This window comes from Streptomyces tendae, from assembly GCF_008632955.1.
Lineage (GTDB): Bacteria > Actinomycetota > Actinomycetes > Streptomycetales > Streptomycetaceae > Streptomyces.
In genome coordinates this window covers 2,262,728-2,283,512 of sequence record NZ_CP043959.1, presented here as the reverse complement: position 1 = coordinate 2,283,512, position 20,785 = coordinate 2,262,728, and the positions used below count along the sequence as shown (strand labels likewise).

19 protein-coding genes, 2 pseudogenes and 1 riboswitch are annotated in these 20,785 nt (G+C 73.0%); of the genes and pseudogenes, 6 read left to right on the top strand and 15 right to left on the bottom strand.

Features of this window, described 5'->3' with window-relative positions; translation table 11 throughout:
- Positions 1-27 precede the first annotated feature (27 nt).
- Positions 28-279: a hypothetical protein gene (locus F3L20_RS10705; protein ID WP_150154041.1), complete on the top strand. Its 252-nt coding sequence runs from the start codon at positions 28-30 to the stop codon at positions 277-279.
- Here F3L20_RS10705 and F3L20_RS10700 read toward each other — a convergent pair.
- Entirely contained in the window at positions 242-1,414 is a 1,173-nt protein-coding gene (locus tag F3L20_RS10700; protein ID WP_150154040.1) for an acyl-CoA dehydrogenase family protein, read from the bottom strand. The genes F3L20_RS10705 and F3L20_RS10700 overlap by 38 nt on opposite strands.
- 353 nt (positions 1,415-1,767) lie before the next feature.
- Between F3L20_RS10700 and F3L20_RS10695 the strand changes: the two genes are divergently transcribed.
- Positions 1,768-3,006: a glycoside hydrolase family 18 protein gene (locus tag F3L20_RS10695; protein WP_150154039.1), complete on the top strand. Its 1,239-nt coding sequence runs from the start codon at positions 1,768-1,770 to the stop codon at positions 3,004-3,006.
- 85 nt (positions 3,007-3,091) lie between these two features.
- Here F3L20_RS10695 and F3L20_RS10690 read toward each other — a convergent pair whose 3' ends face one another.
- The 3 genes from F3L20_RS10690 to F3L20_RS10680 all read right to left on the bottom strand — a co-directional run bounded on the left by F3L20_RS10690 (position 3,092) and on the right by F3L20_RS10680 (position 5,494).
- The gene (locus F3L20_RS10690; RefSeq protein ID WP_150154038.1) at positions 3,092-3,748 is read right to left on the bottom strand and encodes a TetR/AcrR family transcriptional regulator; all 657 of its coding nucleotides are present in this window, start codon (positions 3,746-3,748) and stop codon (positions 3,092-3,094) included.
- Positions 3,749-3,840: 92 nt separating this feature from the next.
- Complete coding sequence (locus F3L20_RS10685; protein ID WP_125508272.1) at positions 3,841-3,981, bottom strand: SCO1431 family membrane protein; 141 nt, start codon at positions 3,979-3,981, stop codon at positions 3,841-3,843.
- 139 nt (positions 3,982-4,120) lie between these two features.
- On the bottom strand, positions 4,121-5,494 hold the full coding sequence (locus tag F3L20_RS10680) for a peptidase C39 family protein (RefSeq protein ID WP_150154037.1): 1,374 nt from the start codon (positions 5,492-5,494) through the stop codon (positions 4,121-4,123).
- 324 nt (positions 5,495-5,818) lie between these two features.
- Here F3L20_RS10680 and F3L20_RS10675 point away from each other — a divergent pair, with 324 nt between their 5' ends.
- Together F3L20_RS10675 and F3L20_RS10670 are read left to right on the top strand one after the other, a co-directional pair.
- The gene (locus tag F3L20_RS10675; RefSeq protein WP_240810873.1) at positions 5,819-6,361 is read left to right on the top strand and encodes a uridine kinase family protein; all 543 of its coding nucleotides are present in this window, start codon (positions 5,819-5,821) and stop codon (positions 6,359-6,361) included.
- 457 nt (positions 6,362-6,818) lie between these two features.
- Positions 6,819-8,681, top strand: a complete 1,863-nt coding sequence (locus F3L20_RS10670; RefSeq protein ID WP_150157290.1) for an AAA family ATPase — start codon at positions 6,819-6,821, stop codon at positions 8,679-8,681.
- Between the two features lie 45 nt (positions 8,682-8,726).
- Here F3L20_RS10670 and F3L20_RS10665 read toward each other — a convergent pair whose 3' ends face one another.
- From F3L20_RS10665 to F3L20_RS10625, 9 genes and pseudogenes are all read right to left on the bottom strand, one after another.
- A complete protein-coding gene (locus F3L20_RS10665; RefSeq protein WP_150154035.1) occupies positions 8,727-9,803 on the bottom strand; it encodes a hemolysin family protein in 1,077 nt (358 codons plus the stop codon).
- Positions 9,800-11,131 (bottom strand): hemolysin family protein, encoded by a 1,332-nt coding sequence (locus F3L20_RS10660; protein ID WP_150154034.1) that lies wholly within the window; start codon positions 11,129-11,131, stop codon positions 9,800-9,802. Before F3L20_RS10660 ends, F3L20_RS10665 begins: the two co-directional genes overlap by 4 nt.
- Before the next feature lie 259 nt (positions 11,132-11,390).
- Positions 11,391-11,852 carry a PH domain-containing protein gene (locus F3L20_RS10655; RefSeq protein ID WP_150154033.1) on the bottom strand — a complete coding sequence of 154 codons (462 nt, stop codon included), beginning with the start codon at positions 11,850-11,852 and terminating at the stop codon, positions 11,391-11,393.
- A gap of 20 nt (positions 11,853-11,872) precedes the next feature.
- On the bottom strand, positions 11,873-12,757 hold the full coding sequence (hisG, locus tag F3L20_RS10650) for an ATP phosphoribosyltransferase (RefSeq protein WP_150154032.1): 885 nt from the start codon (positions 12,755-12,757) through the stop codon (positions 11,873-11,875).
- A 53-nt stretch (positions 12,758-12,810) separates the two neighbouring features.
- Entirely contained in the window at positions 12,811-13,083 is a 273-nt protein-coding gene (locus tag F3L20_RS10645; protein WP_004990764.1) for a phosphoribosyl-ATP diphosphatase, read from the bottom strand.
- 34 nt (positions 13,084-13,117) lie between these two features.
- Positions 13,118-13,603 (bottom strand): 6,7-dimethyl-8-ribityllumazine synthase, encoded by a 486-nt coding sequence (gene ribH, locus F3L20_RS10640; RefSeq protein WP_033275135.1) that lies wholly within the window; start codon positions 13,601-13,603, stop codon positions 13,118-13,120.
- A 20-nt stretch (positions 13,604-13,623) separates the two neighbouring features.
- Positions 13,624-14,993 (bottom strand): annotated as a pseudogene (locus F3L20_RS10635) (bifunctional 3,4-dihydroxy-2-butanone-4-phosphate synthase/GTP cyclohydrolase II).
- A pseudogene (locus F3L20_RS10630) lies at positions 14,990-15,629 on the bottom strand (nicotinamide mononucleotide transporter family protein). Before F3L20_RS10630 ends, F3L20_RS10635 begins: the two co-directional pseudogenes overlap by 4 nt.
- Positions 15,626-16,240 (bottom strand): riboflavin synthase, encoded by a 615-nt coding sequence (locus tag F3L20_RS10625; protein ID WP_150154030.1) that lies wholly within the window; start codon positions 16,238-16,240, stop codon positions 15,626-15,628. Before F3L20_RS10625 ends, F3L20_RS10630 begins: the two are co-directional and overlap by 4 nt.
- Positions 16,241-16,386: 146 nt before the next feature.
- Positions 16,387-16,517, bottom strand: a riboswitch (FMN riboswitch).
- Positions 16,518-17,002: 485 nt separating this feature from the next.
- Between F3L20_RS10625 and F3L20_RS10620 the strand changes: the two genes are divergently transcribed.
- The gene (locus tag F3L20_RS10620; RefSeq protein ID WP_150154029.1) at positions 17,003-17,761 is read left to right on the top strand and encodes an SDR family oxidoreductase; all 759 of its coding nucleotides are present in this window, start codon (positions 17,003-17,005) and stop codon (positions 17,759-17,761) included.
- Between the two features lie 68 nt (positions 17,762-17,829).
- Here the strand turns inward: F3L20_RS10620 and F3L20_RS10615 are convergent, their stop codons facing one another.
- Complete coding sequence (locus F3L20_RS10615; RefSeq protein ID WP_150154028.1) at positions 17,830-19,020, bottom strand: ROK family transcriptional regulator; 1,191 nt, start codon at positions 19,018-19,020, stop codon at positions 17,830-17,832.
- A 132-nt stretch (positions 19,021-19,152) separates the two neighbouring features.
- Between F3L20_RS10615 and F3L20_RS10610 the strand changes: the two genes are divergently transcribed.
- A complete protein-coding gene (locus tag F3L20_RS10610) occupies positions 19,153-20,358 on the top strand; it encodes an MFS transporter (RefSeq protein ID WP_150154027.1) in 1,206 nt (401 codons plus the stop codon).
- Here F3L20_RS10610 and F3L20_RS10605 read toward each other — a convergent pair.
- Positions 20,318-20,776, bottom strand: coding sequence for an acyl-CoA thioesterase (locus tag F3L20_RS10605; protein WP_150154026.1), 459 nt, complete (start codon positions 20,774-20,776; stop codon positions 20,318-20,320). The genes F3L20_RS10610 and F3L20_RS10605 overlap by 41 nt on opposite strands.
- Positions 20,777-20,785 lie beyond the last annotated feature (9 nt).

The following is a 20,785-nucleotide window of genomic DNA, read 5'->3' as shown; positions in this document are numbered from 1 at the left end:
GCCCGCCCGCTTCGGCGTTGGCCGGGCATGACGACCCCCACGTACTCGACGACCGGGCGTCAGCCCCACGTCTTCGTGCCGCCGCCCGTCGAGGCGGCCGTCGCCCCGCCGCCACAGCTCCCGGACCCGCCCATCTACCGCGAACTGATGCGGACCTGGGCGGACCGGGGCCGCATGCTGCCGGGACGGCACGACCCGGAGTGGACCCGGCTCGCCGAGCCCTGGCGGGGCCACGGCCGGTTCAGCGTGTCTCCGGCCCCGCGAGGTGGCGGGCGATGACCATGCGCTGGATCTGGTTGGTGCCCTCGACGATCTGCAGGACCTTCGCCTCGCGCATGTAGCGCTCGGCCGGGAAGTCGGCGGTGTAGCCGTAGCCGCCGAGGATCTGCACGGCGTCGGTGGCGACGCGCATCGCGGTGTCGGTGCAGTGCAGCTTGGCCATGGCGGCCTGCTTGGCGAACGGCCGGCCCGCGTCGCGCAGCCGGGCCGCCGAAAGGTACAGCGCCCGTCCGGCTTCGATCTGCGTGGCCATGTCGGCGAGCATGAAGCGCAGCCCCTGGAAGTCCGCGATGGGCCGGCCGAACTGACGCCGTTCGGTCGCGTAGCCGAGCGCCTCGTCGAGCGCCGCCTGGGCGACGCCGACGGCGCACGCGGCGATGCCGAGCCGGCCGCCGTCCAGGGCGGACAGGGCGATGGCGAAGCCCTGCCCCTCGTCGCCGATGCGGCGGGCGTCCGGGACGCGGACGCCGTCGAAGTGGACCTGGGCGGTGGGCGAGCCCTTCATGCCCATCTTCTTCTCGGGCGCGGCCGCGCCGACGCCCTCGGTGTCGGCGGGCACCAGGAAGGCGCTGATGCCGCGCGGACCCTCGGCGCCGGTGCGGGCCATGACGGTGTAGAAGTCGGCGACCCCGCCATGGGTGATCCACGCCTTGGTGCCGTCGATCACCCAGTCGTCCCCGTCGCGGGCCGCGCGGGTGCGCAGGGACGCCGCGTCGGAGCCGGAGGAGGGCTCGGAGAGGCAGTAGGCGCCGAGCAGACCGCCGCCGAGCATCGCGGGCAGGTGCTCGGCCTGCTGCTCCTTGGTCCCGAACGCGGCGAGCGGGTAGGAGGCCAGGGTGTGCACGCTGACACCGAGTGCCACGGTGAGGCGGGCCCGGGCGAGCTCCTCGAGGACCTGGAGGTAGACCTCGTACGGCTGGTCGCCGCCGCCGTATTCGGAGTCGTAGGGCAGGCCGAGCAGGCCGGACTCGGACAGCAGGGTGAACAGCTCGCGCGGGAAGCGGCCCGCTTCCTCCTCCTCGGCGGCCCTGGGGGCGACCTCGCGCTGGGCGATGTCGCGGACGAGCGAGATCAGATCCCGGGCCTCGTCCGTGGGCAGTTGCCGGTCCACCGGCTGCGGGGCGCGGTCGGGCATGGCGTCGCTCTCCTCCCTGTCGGGCACCTACGGCGTGCGCCTGGGGTGGAGGCCGCATCGCCGGGTCGTGTCAGTGCCTGGCCGATGCTCGCACTCCCGGGTCTCGGAAGCTGCTGACCAGCGGCTGTGCGCTGTGAGTATGCCCGATCGGCGGCACCGCGTCACCAGTTAACGACCGCTTACTTCGGGACGGCTTCCGCGACACCTTCCGCGCGCCGTCCGGAAGCCCTTGCCGATCACATTGGTCCGCACCATTGACCAACTGGTCTAGTCCATCTAGGGTTTCGCCCCAAACCGAGTCACCGCGTTCATGCCAAGCAACGCGGCTCCCCTCCCCCACGAGGAGACACCGGATGCCATCCCCCCACCGCCCCCGCACCCTGCGGGCGCTCGTGTCCGCCGCATGCGCCGCCGTGCTCGGCGCCGGACTGCTCGCCGGCGTGGGCACCTCGACCGCCACCGCGGCGACCTCGGCTCAGGAGGCCGCCGCCGGGTCGAAGATCGTCGGCTACTTCACCGAATGGGGCACGTACGACCGGAAGTACTACGTCAAGAACATCGAGACGTCCGGTTCCGCGGACCGGCTCACCCACATCAACTACGCCTTCGGCAACGTCACCGGCGGCAAGTGCGCCATCGGCGACTCCTACGCGGCCACCGAGCGCGCCTACACCGCCGAGGAGTCCGTCGACGGGGTCGCCGACACCTGGGACCAGCCCCTGCGCGGCACCTTCAACCAGCTCCGCGAGCTGAAGGCCGAGCATCCGGACCTCAAGGTGATCTGGTCGTTCGGCGGCTGGACCTGGTCCGGCGGCTTCGGCGAGGCCGCGAAGGACCCGGCCGCCTTCGCGCGGTCCTGCCTCGACCTCGTGGAGGACCCGCGCTGGGCCGACGTCTTCGACGGCATCGACATCGACTGGGAGTACCCGAACGCCTGCGGCGCCACCTGCGACACCAGCGGCCGGGACGCCTACCGCGAGCTGATGTCGGCGCTGCGCACCACCTTCGGCCCGGACAGCCTGGTCACCGCCGCGATCCCGGCGGACGCCACCGAGGGCGGCAAGATCGACGCGGCCGACTACGCGGGCGCGGCGCAGTACGTCGACTGGTACAACCCGATGACGTACGACTTCTTCGGCGCCTGGGACACCGCGGGACCGACCGCCCCGCACTCGCCGCTGACCTCGTACGACGGCATCCCGAAGGCGGAGTACAACAGCGCCGCCACCCTCACGAAGCTGACCGGACTGGGCGTCCCCGCGGACAAGCTGCTGCTCGGCATCGGCTTCTACGGCCGCGGCTGGACCGGCGTCACCCATGGGGAGCCCGGCGGCACCGCGACCGGGCCCGCGCCCGGCACCTACGAGGCGGGGATCGACGACTACAAGGTCCTCAAGGACAGGTGCCCGGCGACCGGCACCGTCGGCGGCACCGCCTACGCCAAGTGCGGCGAGCAGTGGTGGAGCTACGACACCCCGGCGACCGTCGCCTCCAAGACGGACTGGAAGAACCAGCAGGGTCTGGGCGGCACGTTCTTCTGGGAGCTCAGCGGCGACACCGCGGACGGCGAGCTGATCAAGGCCATCCGGTAGCGGCCGGCTGGACACGCGGGGCGGGGGTTCCACGGGGGGACTCCCGCCCCGCGCTCTCCGCCGGCGGCCGGCCGCCGGCCCTCCGTCAGCCGTCGCGGCGCGCGGCCTCCGGGGCCGGGTAGGCGGGGTCCAGTTCCTCGACGGCGCGCATGGCGCCGCCGAGCGTCTTCACCAGCAGCGCGCACATGGTCTCGCGGGGCAGTTCGGCGCGGTCGATCCAGGCCAGCACCGCGCCCTCCACGCTGCACACCCAGGCCAGCAGCGCCATGCGGGCCACCGGGGCGACGTCGGAGCGTCCGTAGGCGCCCTCGGCGATGGTCGCGACGATCGCCTCGCGCACGCCGTCCCGGACGGCGTGCACCTCGGCGTCGAAACCGACACCGCCGCTCACGATCGCGCGGTACGCGGCCTGGTTGTGCTCGGCGTAGCGCAGATAGCTGTCGATGGTGCGGTGCACCCGTTCCACGGGCGGCAGTTCGTCACCGCTCGAGGCCAGGGTCACCAGCCCGGCCACCGAGTCCTCGATGATCGCCAGGTAGTAGCCCCGCTTGGACTGGAAGTAGTAGTAGATCAGGCCCTTGGCGACCTGTGCCTGGCGCGCGATGTCGTCCATCGAGAGTGCGTCGTAGGACCGGTCGGCGAACAAGCGGCGCCCGATGGCGATGAGTTCGGCACGGCGGGCCGACGCCCGCCGGGTGGCGCGGACCGAGGGCCGCACGACGGACTGCTGGCTGGTGTTCACGGTCGAACCAGGTCTCCTGCGGGGGGCGGGACGGTCCCGCAGGAGTATGGCAGGTCGGCCCGGGCCACAGCACGGGCGGTCTGCGGAGCGGACTACAGCAGTCCCAGCTGGGTGACGAGCATCGCGAGGACCACGACGAGGGTCCAGCCGAGCACATGCTCGAGGATCTTCGGGCCGTCCTCGCGGGGGCCGCCGGTACGGGCACGGGTGACGGTGGCTGCGTTCGCGGTCATGACTTCTACCTGGTCTCGGTGGTGGCCGGTCCCCCCCAGGGACGTCGTCCACCTTGCCACCGGAAACGGCCGGTGCCGCCGAGAGGTTGCTCACACGCGGCGGACCCCGGACGCACCGGGGCCCGCCGCTGGTGCCGGCTCAGCGCACGCCCACCGCCGCGAGCGCCTTGCGCTGGCGCGGGGTCGGCCGCGCCGGGAAGTACAGGTAGCAGACGCCGCCGGTGCCGGAGACGACCTTCCCGGAGGCGTTGTAGCGCTTGGTCCTCAGCCAGATGTTCTCCCATTCGCGCCGCTGGTAGATCCGGCGCACGGCCTCGTTGTCGTCCGAGGCCGGGTCGTTGGCGATCACGTCGCCGTCGGCAGTGAAGCCGATCACGGTCATCAGGTGCCCGGAGGTGCCGTAGCCCGCGCCCGTCAGCTCCTCCTTGAGGAACGACTGGGAGGTGATGGCCGGGATGCCCGCCGCGATCAGCGTCTCCAGGTCGGTGAGGGACCTCAGCCGGGTGACGACGCCCTGCAGGCCGGGGAAGGTCGCCGCATAGGCCGCGTTGAACGGCCAGTTGCCGCAGCCCGCGTACTGGTGGTCGTAGGTGTGGCGGGCCGCGTGGCAGATCTGCGGGTCGGCGTAGGAGGGATCGACCCAGGAGAGCTGCTCCTCGGAGAGCCGGCCGCCCCAGTACTCGATGATCATCTGCGAGGAGGTGGGGCTGCACCAGGCCTCGCCGCCGTTGTCGTACTCCGGGTACTGGCCCTTGTGGATCTCCTGCGAGTAGCGCGGGACGACCAGTTCCCGGGCGAGGCCGGGCTCGGAGGCGGGGACGGTGAACCTGTCGGGGACGTCGGAGCCCATCAGGCCGGCCCGCCACACGGTCGGGGTGAGGCGGGTGCCGGGGCGGCGGTACAGGGTGAGGCGCAGCCGGGCGGAGGTGAGGCGCAGGCCCGAGGCCGCGTCGTCGACGGCGAGGGTGTCCGTCCAGACGCTGCTCCTCCCGTCGCTCTGGTCGTCCACCGAGGTGCGCAGGATGTCCCCGTCGCCGGCCGCCCAGCGGCCCATCACGTACCAGGGGGTGTCCGTGCCGTCGGAGTAGGTGCCCTTCAGCTCGATCTGGAGCCAGGTGCCCTCGGGGGTGTGCGCGTTCCAGGAGGCGATCGCCTCGGTGGCCGGGACCGCGAGGCGGTGGACGGGCGAGGTCCAGGTCGCGTACTCGTAGGCGGCCGTGCGTCCGGTGTGCGGGTCGGTGTAGTCCGTGGTGCCGGCGGGCTTGGCGAGGACCAGGCCGGGGCGGGCGCCGGCGACAGCGCGGGTGCCGGCGGCGGTGCCTGCGCGCCAGTCGGTGTAGGTGGTCCAGGCCCGGTTGTCGACGGTGCGGGCGGCGGCGCGCCCGGATCCGGTGGGCCGGGTGGCGACGGTGGCCGGGGCGGCCGCGGACGCCGGTCCCGCCCCTCCGGCGACGGCTGCGACGACGGCCGCGGCCAGGAGGGTTCTGCGGGACGGCAGTTCGGCTCTGCTCATGGGTGGGGGACCCCCAGGTGTCGGAGTCGGGACAAGGCCAGTGCACGGCCGCCGGACGGTGTGCGTCCGCCGGGTGGAGCGGGTGTGGGCCCCACTATGAACGCAGCCGGGCGGGTCCTGCCAGCACCCTGGCCGTGCGGTGCGGACCAACATGGGACTCGACCAATGTCGGAAGCGCCGCAGGTGGGCGGTGGCCCCCGCCTTGGGCCGGGCCGGGAGCGCGGGCCCTAGAGTGCTCCCGTCCGTACTCCCCCACAGCCCCGGGAACCCGCCATTCACACCCTCGCCTCCCGCATCCTGCGGCTTCCGCCCTCGTGCGGTCCGGTGCGGCTCGTCGCCGTCGACGGACACGCCGGGTCCGGGAAGTCGACCTTCGCCGGGCTGCTCGCCGGTGCGCTCGGCGGTGCCCCGGTGCTGCACCTCGACGACATCGCCCACCATGACGAACTGTTCGACTGGACCGGACGGCTGCTCGGCGAGGTGATCGGCCCGCTCGCCCGGGGCGAGTCGGCGCGCTACGCCCCCTACGACTGGCGCGCCCGCCGCCCCGGCCCGCCGCGTGCTCTGCCGGCCGCCCCCGTGGTCGTGATGGAGGGCGTGGGCGCGGGGCGTCGGGCGCTGCGCCCGCATCTGGCGCTGCTGCTCTGGATGGACCTGCCCCCTGAGGAGTCCTGGGCGCGCGGGCGGGCCCGGGACGGTGAGGAGCAGCGGGAGTTCTGGGACGGATGGACGGGGGCGGAGCGCGAGCACTTCGCCGATGACCCTTCGCGCCCCTTCGCACATCTGCTGGTGCGGCAGCGACAGGAGGGATACGAGCTGGTCGCCGGGCCTGCCGGGACCGGTGAGGCACCCTGCCCGCTCACGTAGAGTGACGAGTCATCCGCAATGTGGTGAACCCGTGAAGAGCGGTCCCGGACAAGTTGCCGCAGTACCCCAACTCCGCTTGACCGAGGGCCCGTACAGGTCTTACGTTCTCAATGTGCGGCCCTTCGGGAGCCGCCCGCAGACACGAAGCCCCCGGTTGTTCCCCCGTGATCGGGGGCTTCGTTCTGCCCTTTTCGCATTTTCCGGGCGCACAGTGGCATATGACGATCACCCTCGGTGAGGGAGCGTGCGCCGCGCCCCTCCCACGCGCCCCGTGTTCCCCCTGCACGGCACCCTGGGGACGTGACGCCACCGCAGGTACGATGCCCTCGGTGCGACCGGCGGACGATGCGTCGCGCACCTTGCAACTCCGGTCCGCGGCACGGCGGTTCGACCACAGGGGGCCGGCGGCCGAGGGCCGGCCGGCACACCGACGGGGGCACGGTTCGTGGGGGACGTGATGGACTTCGGCACGCAGGGCCCGCAGGCCCCGGCCGACCTCGCCTGGCTGCGAGGCGTGGACGCCTACACCATGGGCGCCTATCCGCAGGCGGAGGAGGAGTTCCGGACCGCGGTGCGGATCGACCCCGGGATGGCCGACGGCTGGCTCGGACTGCACGCGCTGCGCGTGGACACGACGACCGCGCTGCTGAGGATGTACCGCCACCGCGACCGCTTCGGCGAACAGCGCACCCGGCACCGGCGCACCCTCAACTCCTGGTACTGGCTGGGCTGGTGGGTTCAGCCCGTGCTGGAGAGCCCCCGGGACCTGCTGCTCGCCCACGCCTCCCACTGGCTGGACGGCCGCCACGTCCCCGAGCTGGACCAGGCGCTCGCCGGACTGCCCCCGGTGGACACCGACCCGCAGGTCCGCTTCCTGCACGCCTGCCGTGCCTACCTGGTCAAGGACTGGGAGCAGCTGGTCCGGCACACCGACCCGCTCGTCGACGACCCGGTGCTGGGCATCGAGGCCGGCCTGTTCGGCGGCATGGCCCGGGTGCGCCTGGAGATGTACGGACAGGCCGAACCGCTGCTGTCGGCGGCCCTGATGCGCTGTCGCAGCGAGCAGCCGCAGCGCAAGGAGCTGCGCTACTGGCTGGCCCGCGCCCACGAGGGCACCGGCCGCAGCGCCGCCGCCCTCCCCCTGTACCGGGCCGTGCACCGCGTCGACCCCGCCTTCATGGACACCTCGGCCCGGCTCGCCGCGATCGCCGAGGGCGACGGCTACGACGACTCCGCCGACCTCGCCGCGATCACCCTCACCGGCGTCGGTCAGGACATGATCGACGGCCCGGACACGCTGGACCCGCTGTTCGGCGCCGAGGGGCGTGATCTGCGGCTGTCCGATCCCGAGCCGCCGCCCTCCTCCCTGTCCTCGCTCGGCGGTCCGGGGGCGCGCGAGCGGGCCGGCAGCCCGGCGTCGCCGCTGCCGTCCGGTCCCACCGACCCGGCGTTACTGGAGGAGGCGCTCGCGGAGCTGGAGCGCATGGTCGGTCTGGAGCCGGTGAAGCGCCAGGTCAAGGCGTTGTCGGCGCAGTTGAACATGGCGCGGCTGCGGACCGGGCAGGGACTGCCGGTGCAGCCCCCGAAGCGGCACTTCGTCTTCTCCGGACCGTCCGGCACCGGCAAGACGACGGTCGCCCGGATCCTCGGCCGGGTCTTCTACGCCCTCGGGCTGCTCGGCGGCGACCACCTGGTGGAGGCCCAGCGGGCGGACCTGGTCGGCGAGTACCTGGGGCAGACCGCGGTGAAGGCCAACGAGCTGATCGACTCCGCGCTCGGCGGGGTGCTCTTCGTCGACGAGGCGTACTCGCTCTCCAACTCCGGATACGGCAAGGGCGACGCGTACGGCGACGAGGCGCTGCAGGTGCTGCTGAAGCGGGCGGAGGACAACCGGGACCACCTGGTGGTGATCCTCGCCGGCTACCCGGAGGGCATGGACCGGCTGCTGGCCGCCAACCCCGGGCTGTCGTCCCGGTTCACCACCCGGGTGGACTTCCCCTCGTACCGGCCGCTGGAGCTGACCGCGATCGGCGAGGTGCTGGCGGCGGAGAACGGCGACGTGTGGGACGAGGAGGCCGTGGACGAGCTGCGGTCGATCGCCGGGCATGTGGTGGACCAGGGCTGGATCGACGAACTGGGCAACGGGCGTTTCCTGCGCACCCTGTACGAGAAGAGCTGCGCCTACCGGGACCTCAGGCTGTCGGGATACCCGGGCCCGCTGTCCCGGGAGGACCTGGCGACGCTGCGCCTGCCGGACCTGATGCAGGCGTACGGGGAGGTGTTGTCCGGGCGGGGCCCGTCGGACCCGTCGGGGCCGTGAGACCCCGACGGGCGTGTCGACGAGGGCGGCCGGGGCCGCCCGCGGTCAGGTGGCCATCGCCTCCTCGGGGGTCCCGCTCGCCCGCTGCGGGGTGAGCGTCACCTCGCGGTGGGCGGGGTCGCGGACCTCGCCCACCAGCAGCTCCAGGACGTCCTCCAGGGCCACCAGGCCCAGCACCTTCCCGGAGGCGTCCGACACCTGGGCCAGGTGGGTGGCCGCGCGGCGCATCACCGTCAGGGCGTCGTCCAGCGGGAGTTCCGGACGCAGGGTCGTCATGGGCCGCCACAGGTGCTGCGGGACGGCGCGGTCGGTGTCCTCCAGGTCCAGCACGTCCTTGACATGCAGGTAGCCCATGAAGGCACCGCTCTCCGCGGCCACCGGGAAGCGCGAGTACCCGGTACGGGCGGTCAGCTCCACGATCTGCCCCGGGGTGACCGCGGGGGTGACCGTCACGAGGGACTCGCGGCGCAGCAGGACGTCCGTCACCGGGCGCGAGCCCAGCTCCAGCGCGTCCTCCAGGCGCTCGGCCTCCTCGGGGTCGAGCAGGCCCGCCTGCCCGGCGTCCTCGACCAGCCGGTTGAGCTGCTCGCTGGTGAAGACGGCCTCGACCTCGTCCTTGGGCTCCACCCGGAAGAGCCGCAGGATGCCCTGGGCCAAGGCGCCGAGGGTGACGGTGACCGGCTTGCACAGGCGGGCGAACCAGACCAGGCCGGGGCTCAGCCACAGGGCCGCCTTCTCGGGGGCCGCCATCGCCAGGTTCTTGGGCACCATCTCGCCGATGACCAGGTGGAAGAAGATCACGGCGGCGAGCGCGATGACGTAGCCGAGCGGGTGGATCACGCCGTGCGGGAGGTGCATCCACGTGAACACCGGCTCCAGCAGCCGGGCGACGGTCGGTTCGGCGACCGCGCCCAGGGTGAGCGAGCAGACGGTGATGCCGAACTGGGCGGCCGCCATCATCTGCGGCAGATGCTCCAGGCCGTACAGCACCTGGCGGGCGCGGCTGGTGCCGAGCGGCTCGATCTGGCTGCGGCGGACCGACACCAGGGCGAACTCGGCGCCGACGAAGAAGCCGTTGGCCAGCACCAGGAGGGCGGCGAACAGCAGGTGCAGGACGCTCATCGGGCCGCCTCCGCCAGAGGGAGCCGCGCGGTGCGGACCAGGCGGACCCGTTCCGCACGGTAGTGGCCCACGCGGCGCACGGAAAGCCGCCAGCCGGCCAGGTCGGCGCGGTCCCCGACGGCCGGGATCCGGCCGAGCAGATCGGCGACCAGCCCGGCGACCGTCTCGTACGGGCCCTCGGGGACCTCCAGCCCTATGCGGCGCAGGATGTCGACCCGGGCGCCCCCGTCGACGTCCCAGGCGGGGTTGCCGTCCTCGGGCGGGGCCGGGGCGAGTTCGGGCACGTCCTGCCCGTCGTGCTCGTCGCGCACCTCGCCGACGATCTCCTCGACGATGTCCTCGAGGGTGACCACGCCGGCGGTGCCGCCGTACTCGTCGACGACGACCGCGATGGGCTGCTCGCTGCGCAGCCGGGCGAGCAGCGGGCGCACCGGCAGGGTCTCGGGGACCAGCAGCGCCGGGCGGGCGATGCGGCCCACCGGGGTGCGCAGCCGTTCGTGCGCGGGGACAGCGAGGGCGTCCTTGAGGTGGACCATGCCGGCGATCTCGTCGATCCGCTCCCGGTACACGGGGAAGCGGGACAGGCCGGTGGCGCGGGTCAGGTTGACCACGTCCTCGGCCGTCGCGGACGCCTGCAGGGCGCTGACCCGCACGCGCGGGGTCATGACGTGCTGGGCGGTCAGCTCGCCCAGGGACAGGGTGCGGACGAAGAGGTCCGCCGTGTCCTGCTCCAGGGCGCCCGCACGGGCCGAATGCCGGGCCAGGGAAACCAGTTCGCCCGGGGTGCGGGCGGAGGCGAGTTCCTCGGCGGGCTCGATGCCCAGGGCCCGCACCAGACGGTTGGCCACGGCGTTCAGCCCGGCGATGACCGGGTGGAACAGGCGGGCGAAGGCGTGCTGCGGGCCGGCGACGAAGCGCGCGACCTGCATCGGCCGGGACACCGCCCAGTTCTTCGGCACGAGTTCGCCGATCACCATCTGCACGGCGGACGCGAGCAGCATGCCGATCACCACGGACACGCCGGGGACCGCGCCCTGGGGCGTGCCGAGGCCGGTGAGCGGGCCGTGCAGCAGTTCCGCCAGGGCCGGTTCGGCGAGCATGCCGACGACGAGGGAGGTGATGGTGATGCCGAGCTGGGTGCCGGACAGCTGGAACGACAGCTCGCGCAGGGACGCGACGACGCGCCGGGCGCGCCGGTCGCCGCCTGCGGCGGCCTGTTCGGCGTCCGCCCGCTCGACGGTGACCAGGCCGAACTCGGCGGCCACGAAGAAGCCGTTGGCCAGGATCAGCAGGAAGGCGGCTGCGAGAAGCAGCGCAGGGGTGCTCATGATGCCGCCGCCTCCGCATGCGCGCGCACCCGGGAACCCGGATGAGCGCTATGTCGGCAGGGGGCGGCGCAGGTACTGCAGGACGATCCGTCCATCGCCGGAGAGGGTCACTCCTCGGATAGCTGGGGCCCCTGGGCACCGGGCGGGGCGACAGGGGCGGAGGCGTTGTCGGCGCGCCTCCGCCCAACAGATTAATCAAGACGGGGGCGACTGCGGCAGGTGCGCGGTGCCCGGACGGGCGACGGCCGGTGGCGCCGGGTCAGTCCCGGGCGGCGCCGGCCTCGGGCGCGGAGTGCGCCTCGGCGAGGGCCCGCAGGGCCCGTGCGTCGGCGACGGCCCGTTGCCGGGCCATGCCGGGCTGGATGCCGAGCACGGGCATGCTGGTGCCGTCGCTGAGGTCGAGGAAGACCCAGGGATCACCCGAGCGGAGGTTCACCTGAAGGATCTCCGGCCAGGCCAGGCGGCGCCGGTTCACGATGTTGACGACCGTGACGCCCGTCTCGTCGGCGACGACCTTCGGCCGGGCCAGCAGGAACAGCACACCGGCCAGCAGGGCGGCGGTGAACACGAAGCTGATCCGCTCCCCCGGGCCGAGCCCGGACAGCAGCAGCCCGATCAGACTGACGACGACGAACAGCGCGGCGCCCGCGGTGAGGAGCACCGCGCGGGTGACGCCCGGCCGGAAGGTGACGGGCAGTTCGGGCATCCGTGTGTCGGACATGGCGGTCCTCCCCGGCCCCGTCAGAGGCGGCAGGCGTGGATGGCCGTGGTGAGGATGGCGCGGGCCCCGATGTCGTACAGGTCGTCCATGATCCGCTGCGCCTCCTTGGAGGGGACCATCGCCCGGACGGCGACCCAGCCCTCGTTGTGCAGGGGCGACACGGTCGGGGACTCCAGGCCGGGGGTCAGCGCGACGGCCTTCTCCAGCTGCTCTACCCGGCAGTCGTAGTCCATCATCACGTACGTGCGGGCGACCAGGACGCCCTGCAGGCGGCGCAGGAACTGCTGCACCTTGGGCTCCTCGCCGTCGGCGCCGGTGGTGGGGGTCCCCCCGGGCGAGTGTGTTCGAGCCCGGGGGAGGATCACCACGGCCTCGGACGTCATGATCGGCTCGCCGACGACCTCGAGGCCGGCGTTGCGCAGGGAGGTGCCGGTCTCGACGACGTCCGCGATGACCTCGGCGACACCGAGCTGGATGGCGGTCTCGACCGCGCCGTCGAGGTGGACGACGGACGCGTCGATGCCGTGCTCCGCGAGGTGCGCGGCGACGATGCCCTCGTAGGAGGTGGCGACGGTCGTGCCGGCCAGGTCCGCGGCGGTGGTGACGGTGCCGGGCTTGGCGGCGTAGCGGAAGGTGGAGCGGGCGAAGCCCAGCGGGAGGATCTCCTCGGCGTCGGCGCCGGAGTCGATCAGCAGGTCACGGCCGGTGATGCCGATGTCCAGCCGGCCGGAGGCGACGTAGATCGCGATGTCGCGGGGGCGGAGGTAGAAGAACTCCACCTCGTTGACCGGGTCGACGATCCGCAGTTCCTTGGACTCCCGCCGCTGCTGGTAGCCGGCCTCATGCAGCATCTCCGCCGCAGGGCCGGACAGGGAACCCTTGTTGGGGACGGCGATGCGCAGCATGAGGTCGGCTTCCTTTGCGTGAAAAAAGGGGGCGGGGCTCGAACGGGGATGTCTTACAGGTGGGCGTAGACGTCGTCGAGGGAGATGCCGCGGGCGACCATCATCACCTGGACGTGGTACAGCAGCTGCGAGATCTCCTCGGCGGCCGCCTCCTTGCCCTCGTACTCGGCGGCCATCCAGACCTCGGCGGCCTCTTCGACGACCTTCTTGCCGATGGCATGGACGCCCTTGTCCACCAGCTCGGCGGTGCGGGAGGTGGCGGGGTCCCCGTGGGCGGCCTTGTGCTGGAGCTCGGTGAAGAGCTCCTCGAACGTCTTCTTGGACATGGTGGTCCTTACCCTACGCGGTGACGGGGACTGCTCACCGCCAGGGTTCGGACACCGAGCGCAGGCAGGCGGCGGTGGCGACGGCCGCGGTGACCGCCTCGTGCCCCTTGTCCTCGCGGGAGCCGGGCAGTCCGGCCCGGTCCAGGGCCTGCTGCTCGTCGTCGCAGGTGAGCAGGCCGAAGCCGACGGGGACGCCGGTGTCGACGGACACCTGGGTGAGCCCCTGGGTGACGCCCTGGCACACGTACTCGAAGTGCGGTGTGCCGCCCCGGATGACGACGCCGAGGGCGACGATCGCGTCGTACCCCCGGCCGGCCAGCACCTTGGCGACGACGGGCAGTTCCCAGCTGCCGGGGACCCGGAGCAGGGTCGGCTCGTCGATGCCCAGGTCGTGCAGGGCGCGCAGGGCGCCGTCGACCAGTCCGTCCATCACCTTCTCGTGCCACTGTGCCGCGACGACGGCGACCCGCAGGTCACCCACATTGCGTACGGTCAGTTCCGGTGCACCCTTGCCGCTCACGTCTCTCCTCGTGGTTCTCGTTACTGGTTGCCGCAGGCGGGCACGGTCGGCGTGTCCAGCCAGGGCAGGTCGTGGCCCATCCGGTCCCGCTTGGTGCGCAGGTAACGGAGGTTGTGCTCGCTCGCGGTGATCGGCATCGGCTCGCGCCGGACGACGTCGATGCCGTGGCGGGCGAGCGCGTCGGACTTGTCGGGGTTGTTGGTCAGCAGGCGGACGCTGCGGACGCCGAGGTCGGCGAGGATCTGCGCGCCGGCGCCGTAGTCGCGGGCGTCGGCGGGCAGACCGAGTTCCAGGTTGGCGTCGAGGGTGTCCCGGCCGCGCTCCTGGAGTTCGTAGGCGCGCAGTTTGGACATCAGGCCGATGCCGCGTCCCTCGTGGCCGCGCAGGTAGACGACCACGCCCCGGCCCTCCTCCTGGATGCGGTCCAGGGAGGCGTCCAACTGAGGGCCGCAGTCGCAGCGCTGGGAGCCGAAGACGTCACCGGTGAGGCACTCGGAGTGCATCCGGACGAGGACGTCCTCGCCGTCGCCGATGTCGCCGTGCACCAGGGCGACGTGCTCGACGCCGTCGACGGTGGAGCGGAAGCCGAACGCGGTGAAGGTGCCGTGGGCGGTGGGCAGCCGGACCTCGGCCTCGCGGCGCACGGTCGGCTCGGCGGAGCGGCGGTAGGCGATCAAATCCTCGATGGAGATGATCGACAGGCCGTGCTTGCGGGCGAAGGGGACCAGCTCGGGCAGGCGCAGCATGCGGCCGTCCTCGCCGGCGATCTCCACGATGGCGCCGGCCGGGCGCAGTCCCGCGAGGCGGGCCAGGTCGACGGCGGCCTCGGTGTGGCCGTCGCGCTCGAGCACGCCGCCGGGGCGGGCGCGCAGCGGGAAGATGTGGCCGGGGCGGACGAAGTCGTCCGGTGCGGCGGTGCCGCCGGCCAGCAGCCGGAGCGTGGTGGCGCGGTCCGAGGCGGAGATGCCGGTGGTGACGCCGTGGGCGGCGGAGGCGTCCACGGTGACGGTGAACGCGGTCCGCATCGACTCGGTGTTCTGCGCCACCATCTGGGGGATCCGCAGCCGGTCCAGTTCCTCGCCGTCCATGGGTGCGCAGATCATGCCGCGGCACTCGGTCATCATGAAGGCGACGATCTCCTCCGTCACCATCTCCGCGGCGACGATCAGGTCGCCCTCGTTCTCGCGGTTCTCGTCGTCGACGACCACCACGGGCCGGCCGGCGGCGATGTCGGAGATCGCCTGCTCGACGGGGTCGAGCCCAGGTCGAGGTTTTCGGTGCTGTACAGGATCGGCGGGATCGAGGAGGTGGCGCGACGGGGGTCCCCCCAAGCCTTCCGCTCCGGGGGAGCCTCGTTCGGGGTGGTGGCGGGTGACGGGTGGGCGCTCATGCCGGCGCTCCTTCCAGTGCGGGCCGCGCGTCGCGGGAGCGCAGCCACCAGTCGCGCATGCCCCACATGACCAGCGCGCCGTAGATGACGTAGACGAAGCCGGAGAAGGCGAAGCCGTTGGCGAAGTTCAGCGGGACGCCGACGAGGTCGACCAGCAGCCAGGCGAACCAGAACTCGACCATGCCGCGGGCCTGGGCGTACATGGCGACGACCGTGCCGACGAAGATGTACGCGTCCGGCCAGGGTCCAGGACAGGGACGGGTAGGCGGTGAAGAGTCCGCCGACGGCGAGGGTGCCGACGGCCGCCCCGGCGAGCAGCACGCCCCGCTCCCGCCAGGTCGCGAACCGTACGGCGACGCTGCCGTCCTGCGCCTGCCGCCGGCCGCGATTCCACTGCCGGAAGCCCCAGGCGGCGACGAGCATGACGACGATCTGCTTGCCGGCGCTGCCGGAGAGGTGGGCGGTGGCGAACGCCGTGAACAGGATGAGCCCGGAGAGGAACTGGGCGGGCCAGGTCCACAGGGAGCGGCGCCAGCCGAGGGCGAGGGCGATCAGGCCGATCACGTTGCCGATCATGTCCGACCACTTGATGTGCTGGTCGAACAGGGTGAAGGCCTCGGAGTTGAGCCAGTTCACCGGGAGCCCCCCTCATCGGTGACGCGGTCGCCGAGCATCCGCTCGACGTACTTGGCGATGACGTCCACCTCGAGGTTGACCGGGTCGCCGGGCTTCTTGATGCCGAGGGTGGTCAGGGCGAGGGTGGTGGGGATGAGGCTCACCGTGAAGTGGTCCCGGCCGGCGTCGACGACGGTGAGGCTGATGCCGTCGACGGTGATGGAACCCTTCTCCACGACGTAGCGGCTCAGGTCCGCGGGGAGGGAGATCTTCACGATCTCCCAGTGCTCGGACGGGGTCCGGTCGAGGATCTCGCCGGTGCCGTCGACGTGGCCCTGCACGATGTGGCCGCCGAGGCGGTCGCCGACGGCCGTGGGCCGCTCCAGGTTGACGCGGGAGCCGACGGCGAGGGCGCCGAGGCTGGAGCGCCGGAGGGTCTCCGCCATGACGTCGGCGGTGAACTCGTCGCCCTCGTGCTCCACGACGGTGAGGCAGACGCCGTTGACGGCGATGGAGTCTCCGTGCCGGGCGCCGTCGGTGACGACGGGGCCTCGCAGCCGGAAGCGACAGGCGTCGTCGAGGGTCTCGACGGCCGTGACCTGGCCCAGCTCTTCGACGATTCCGGTGAACACTTCCCGGGTCCTCCTGCCTCTTCGGGCACGGACTCCGGGGCTGTCGATGACGACAGAATCACGGGCGAGGACACCGGGAGCGACGCCGGACGGAGTCCGCCCGACAAAGGCGAACCGGTACGGCGGCGCGCATGGATGCCCGCCCGCCGCGCACTGCCTCCCATCCGGACTTTAACCGTCGGTCCAGGAATTTCACCTGGTCAACCGGCCGCTGGAGGCGACCGGGTCGCGGACTGTAACCGCCGGTTCGGACTTTCACCGACCCCGGAGTGCGCTGCTACTGGTACAGGCCCAGTGTGCCACGGCCGGGAGTCGGCCACGCGGGTGAGTGGTGTGGAGTGGGTCACACGGGGCGACAAGAGGTCAACCGAGGGTCGCATGGCGCTCAACTGCCGCTAGAGTGCGCCCCCTTGGCCCTCCGTTCACCCGCGCGAGTGGTCCATACCTATTGACCGTGGTGGTCTAGTCCTCTTAGGGTCCGAGCCACCTTCCGTGGAGAACAGGGGGACCGGGGACCCCGCCGGCGCTCCTTCCCAGAACCGGTCCGGCGGCGGTGACGACGGCCCTTGCCCGCCGCCGGGCCTCACCACCGTGCGGATGCGCCCGGTGGCGGACCCGGCGAAGCTGGATCCGGTACGGCGCCGCCGCACGGAAGGCGTCGGCACCGGCCCGGGCGATGTCACATCCGGCGACGGCCGGCGCGTCCAGGTCGGCGAGGGGCGCCCTTCGGAGGGCGCCGGACGTCCGAAGGGGCTGAACAGCATGAGCACGATCCTGGTGACCGGCGGAAGCGGAACCCTCGGCCGGCATGTCACCGACCGGCTGCGGACGGACGGCCATGAGGTGCGGGTGCTCAGCCGGCACACGCGGCCCTACGCGGTCGACCTGCGTGAGGGCGGTAGCGGTCTGGACCGGGCCGTGGACGGGGCGGACACGGTCGTGCACTGCGCGACCTCGGCGCGCGGCGGCGACGAGAAGGCCGCGCGGAACCTGATCGCCGCCGCGCGGCGGGCCGGGGTGGGGCACCTCGTCTACATCTCGATCGTCGGTGTCGACCGGGTGCCGTACCCCTATTACCGGACCAAGCTGGCGGTGGAGCGGCTGGTCGAGGACTCCGGGACCGGCTTCACGGTGCTGCGTGCCACCCAGTTCCACGACCTGGTGTTCCGGGTGCTGCGGGGCCTGGCGAAGTCACCGGTCGTGCCGCTGCCCGCGCGGGTGAAGGACCAGCCGGTGGAGGTCACGGAGGTCGCGGAGCGCCTGGCCCAGCTGGCCCAGGGCACGCCGGTGGGCCGCGCGGAGGACATGGGCGGGCCCGAGGTACGCACCTTCGACTCCCTGGCACGCGCCTATCTCCGGGCCGCGGGGCGTCGGCGCGCGGTGGTGAAGGTCCCGCTGCGCGGCGCGGCGTACGACGCGTTCCGTGCCGGCGGCCACCTCGCCCCGCAACACGCGGTGGGCATCCGCACCTTCGACGAGTACCTCACCACCCGCTTCGACGGGGGCGGTGCGCGCCGGTAGACGCAGTGGGCGGCCGGACCGGGGACGGCAGAGGGCACCGCTTCCCCGCCGGCGCCGCCCGGCCCCCGTCAGTGCCCGGGTGTCCCGAAGAGTTCGTCCTGGGCTCGGTCGCGGGCGGTGAGCAGGGCGCCCCGGAGCACCGCTCCCCCGCCCAGGGTGCTGGGCCGTACGTCGACCGGGAGCGGGGACATCGCGGTCAGGCGCTCGTGCACCCGCGCGGCCAGCGCCTCGCCGCCGGCCTGTCCGACCTCGCCGCCCAGGACCACGCACCCGGGGTCCAGGAGCGCCACCACCGAGGCGACGCCCACCGCGGTCCGGTCTGCCAGGACGTCGAGGAAGCCCTCCTCCGCCGCGCCGGGGCGCGCCGCCGCGACGGCAGCCCGCACCGCGCCGGCCGCCTCCGACTCGGCCCCGGGCCCGGCGGCGACACCGTGCTCGCTCGCGAGGCGCGCGACCGCCTCGGCGCCGACCAGGGAGTGGAAGCCGCCCGCGCAGTCGGTCGCGGAGGGCAGCCCCCGCGTGCCCGGGACCGGGAGGAAACCGATCTCGCCGGTGCCGCCGGAAGCACCCCGGCGCAGGGTGCCGTCGAGGATCACAGCCGCGCCTGTCCCGTGGCCCAGCCACAGCAGGACGAAGGTGTCCCGGTCGCGGGCGGCGCCGTCGCGCTGCTCGGCGAGGGCGGCCAGGTTGGTCTCGTTCTCCACGCTGACCCGGGCCTCGGGCAGCCGTTCCTGAAGGGCGGCGACCAGGCGCCGGTGCCACTCGGGCAGGCTCGTGGAGTCGCGCAGTTCGCCGCTGGCCGGGTCGATGAGGCCGGGCGCGCCGATCCCCACGGTGTGCAGCCGGTCGGCGCCGGCCTCCTTGGCCGTCCGCTCGACCAAGGCGACCGCCTGCTCGACGGCCGGGCCGGTGCCGACGTCGTCGGTGATGGGCAGCGAGGCCTCGGCCAGGACCCCGCCGACGAGGTCGGAGACGACCACGGCGACGCCCTCCGTGCGGACGTCGAGGGCGGCCAGGTGGGCGCGGCCGGCGACGATGCCGTACAGCTTGGCGTTGGGGCCGCGGCGCTGGGCGCGGGCCTCCCCCGCGACCTCGATCAGACCGGCCGCGGTGAGGCGTTCGACCAGGTCGGCGACGGTGGGCCGGGACAGTCCGGTGAGCTGTTTCAGCTGCCCTGCGGTGAGCGGGCCCTCTCGCTGGAGCAGGCGCAGGGCGAGCCGGTCGTTGATGGCTCGGGCGGTGCTCGGGGATGCGGCCATGCCGGGATCCTTCCAGATCGGCGGGCCCGGCCGGCGGGTGCCGTGCCCCGGGATACCCCGTTTCTTTCAGGCAGGGTTCCTGATAGTTTACGGCGGCGCACACGACAGCGGAGAACCGGGAGGGGCGGGTCGATGAGTGCAGTGATCCACACACGGCATGAGGTGGGACGGGCGCGGTACGCCGTCGCGGCCGTGTTCGCGGTGCACGGCGCCGTCACCGGTTCCTTCGCCACCCGCGTGCCGTGGATCCAGGACCACGCCGGAGTCAGCGCCGGGCAGTTGGGCCTGGCGCTGGCCTTCCCCGCGCTCGGCGCGTCCCTGGCGATGCCGCTCGCGGGAGGCATCACCCACCGCTTCGGCGCCCGTAACGCGCTGCGCGGCCTGCTCGCGCTGTGGACGCTCGCGCTCGTGCTGCCGTCGGCCGCCCCGAACATGCTCACGCTGTGCCTGGCCCTGTTCGTCTTCGGCGCCACGGCGGGCATGTCGGACGTGGCGATGAACGCCCTCGGCGTCGAGGTGGAGAACCGCCTCGACAAATCGATCATGTCGGGCCTGCACGGCATGTGGAGCGTCGGCGCCGTCGTCGGCTCGGCGGCCGGCACGCTCGCCGCGCACATCGGCGCGGACGCCCGGCTGCACCACGCGCTGGCGGCCGCCGTGCTGACGGTCGCGGGCTTCGCGGCCTGCGGCTGGGTGCTCGACCTTCAGCCGACCGAGGACGAGGACCCGCCGCCCCGCTTCGCCCTGCCGCCCCGCTCGGCGCTGCTCATCGGCGCGATCGGCTTCTGCGCGGTGTTCGCCGAGGGGGCGAGCCTGGACTGGTCGGCGGTCTACCTGCGCGACCAGTTGGAGACCTCGGCGGGTCTCGCGGCGGCCTGCACCACCGGGTTCACCCTCACCATGGCGGTCGCCCGCATCGCGGGCGACCGGGTGGTGGACCGCTACGGCGCGGTGCGCACCGTCCGCGCCGGCGGCGTGGTCGCCCTCCTCGGCGGCCTGCTGATCGTGTTCGCCGGGCACCCGGCCGTGGCGATGGGCGGGTTCGCGCTGATGGGGCTCGGCATCGCGGTGGTCGTGCCGCTGTGCTTCGCCGCCGCCGGGCGCAGCGGCTCCAATCCGAGCCTGGCCATCGCGGGCGTGGCGACCATCACCTACACCTCGGGGCTGATCGCCCCGAGCGCGATCGGCATGCTGGCCCAGGCGACCAGCCTGGTGGTGTCGTTCGCGCTGGTGACGGTGCTGACGTGCGGCATCGCGGGCTTCGCCGGGGTGCTGCGCGCGGGTGACCGGGTGAAGGTCACGCGTCCGGACGCAGCAGTTCCCGAGCCGCGTTCCTGAAGCCCTCGGTCCAGGGCGCCGGGCGCAGGGTCGTGGCGTCGAGCCGCACCAGTACCCGGCTGCCCCGGGCGTAGGTCACCGAGCCGTCCGCCGAGCAGAACCGGAAGGCGTAGGTGAGCCCGGTGGTGCCGAGCCGGTCCAGCCACAGGTGGACGGTGTAGGGGCCGGGCCGGGTCACCGGGGCCTCGTAGGTGAGGCGCAGTTCCTTGACCGCGTTGCAGGCGTCGCCGGCGGCGGCCCAGTCGCCGTCGAAGGCGACACCGACCGCCTGCATCCACTCGGCCCAGGCGCGCTCGACGAGCAGCGGGTAGCGGGCGTTGTGCAGCAGCCCCAGCGCGTCGAGGTCGTCGAAGTGGACGGTCACGGGCATCAGCCGGCCGTGGGACAGGGCGGGCGCGGACGGGGCTTCGGCGGTCACGTGGGGTGC

Bases quoted from the DNA above. Each gene is read 5' to 3' on its own strand.
- F3L20_RS10645 (WP_004990764.1), bottom strand. From the start codon at position 13,083: ATGTCCAAGAAGACGTTCGAGGAGCTCTTCACCGAGCTCCAGCACAAG.
- F3L20_RS10665 (WP_150154035.1), bottom strand. From the start codon at position 9,803: ATGAGCGTCCTGCACCTGCTGTTCGCCGCCCTCCTGGTGCTGGCCAAC.
- F3L20_RS10705 (WP_150154041.1), top strand. From the start codon at position 28: ATGACGACCCCCACGTACTCGACGACCGGGCGTCAGCCCCACGTCTTC.
- F3L20_RS10700 (WP_150154040.1), bottom strand. From the start codon at position 1,414: ATGCCCGACCGCGCCCCGCAGCCGGTGGACCGGCAACTGCCCACGGAC.
- F3L20_RS10670 (WP_150157290.1), top strand. From the start codon at position 6,819: ATGGACTTCGGCACGCAGGGCCCGCAGGCCCCGGCCGACCTCGCCTGG.
- hisG (WP_150154032.1), bottom strand. From the start codon at position 12,757: ATGCTGCGCATCGCCGTCCCCAACAAGGGTTCCCTGTCCGGCCCTGCG.
- F3L20_RS10695 (WP_150154039.1), top strand. From the start codon at position 1,768: ATGCCATCCCCCCACCGCCCCCGCACCCTGCGGGCGCTCGTGTCCGCC.
- F3L20_RS10680 (WP_150154037.1), bottom strand. From the start codon at position 5,494: ATGAGCAGAGCCGAACTGCCGTCCCGCAGAACCCTCCTGGCCGCGGCC.
- F3L20_RS10685 (WP_125508272.1), bottom strand. From the start codon at position 3,981: ATGACCGCGAACGCAGCCACCGTCACCCGTGCCCGTACCGGCGGCCCC.
- F3L20_RS10660 (WP_150154034.1), bottom strand. From the start codon at position 11,131: ATGAGCACCCCTGCGCTGCTTCTCGCAGCCGCCTTCCTGCTGATCCTG.
- F3L20_RS10620 (WP_150154029.1), top strand. From the start codon at position 17,003: ATGAGCACGATCCTGGTGACCGGCGGAAGCGGAACCCTCGGCCGGCAT.
- F3L20_RS10615 (WP_150154028.1), bottom strand. From the start codon at position 19,020: ATGGCCGCATCCCCGAGCACCGCCCGAGCCATCAACGACCGGCTCGCC.
- F3L20_RS10610 (WP_150154027.1), top strand. From the start codon at position 19,153: ATGAGTGCAGTGATCCACACACGGCATGAGGTGGGACGGGCGCGGTAC.
- F3L20_RS10655 (WP_150154033.1), bottom strand. From the start codon at position 11,852: ATGTCCGACACACGGATGCCCGAACTGCCCGTCACCTTCCGGCCGGGC.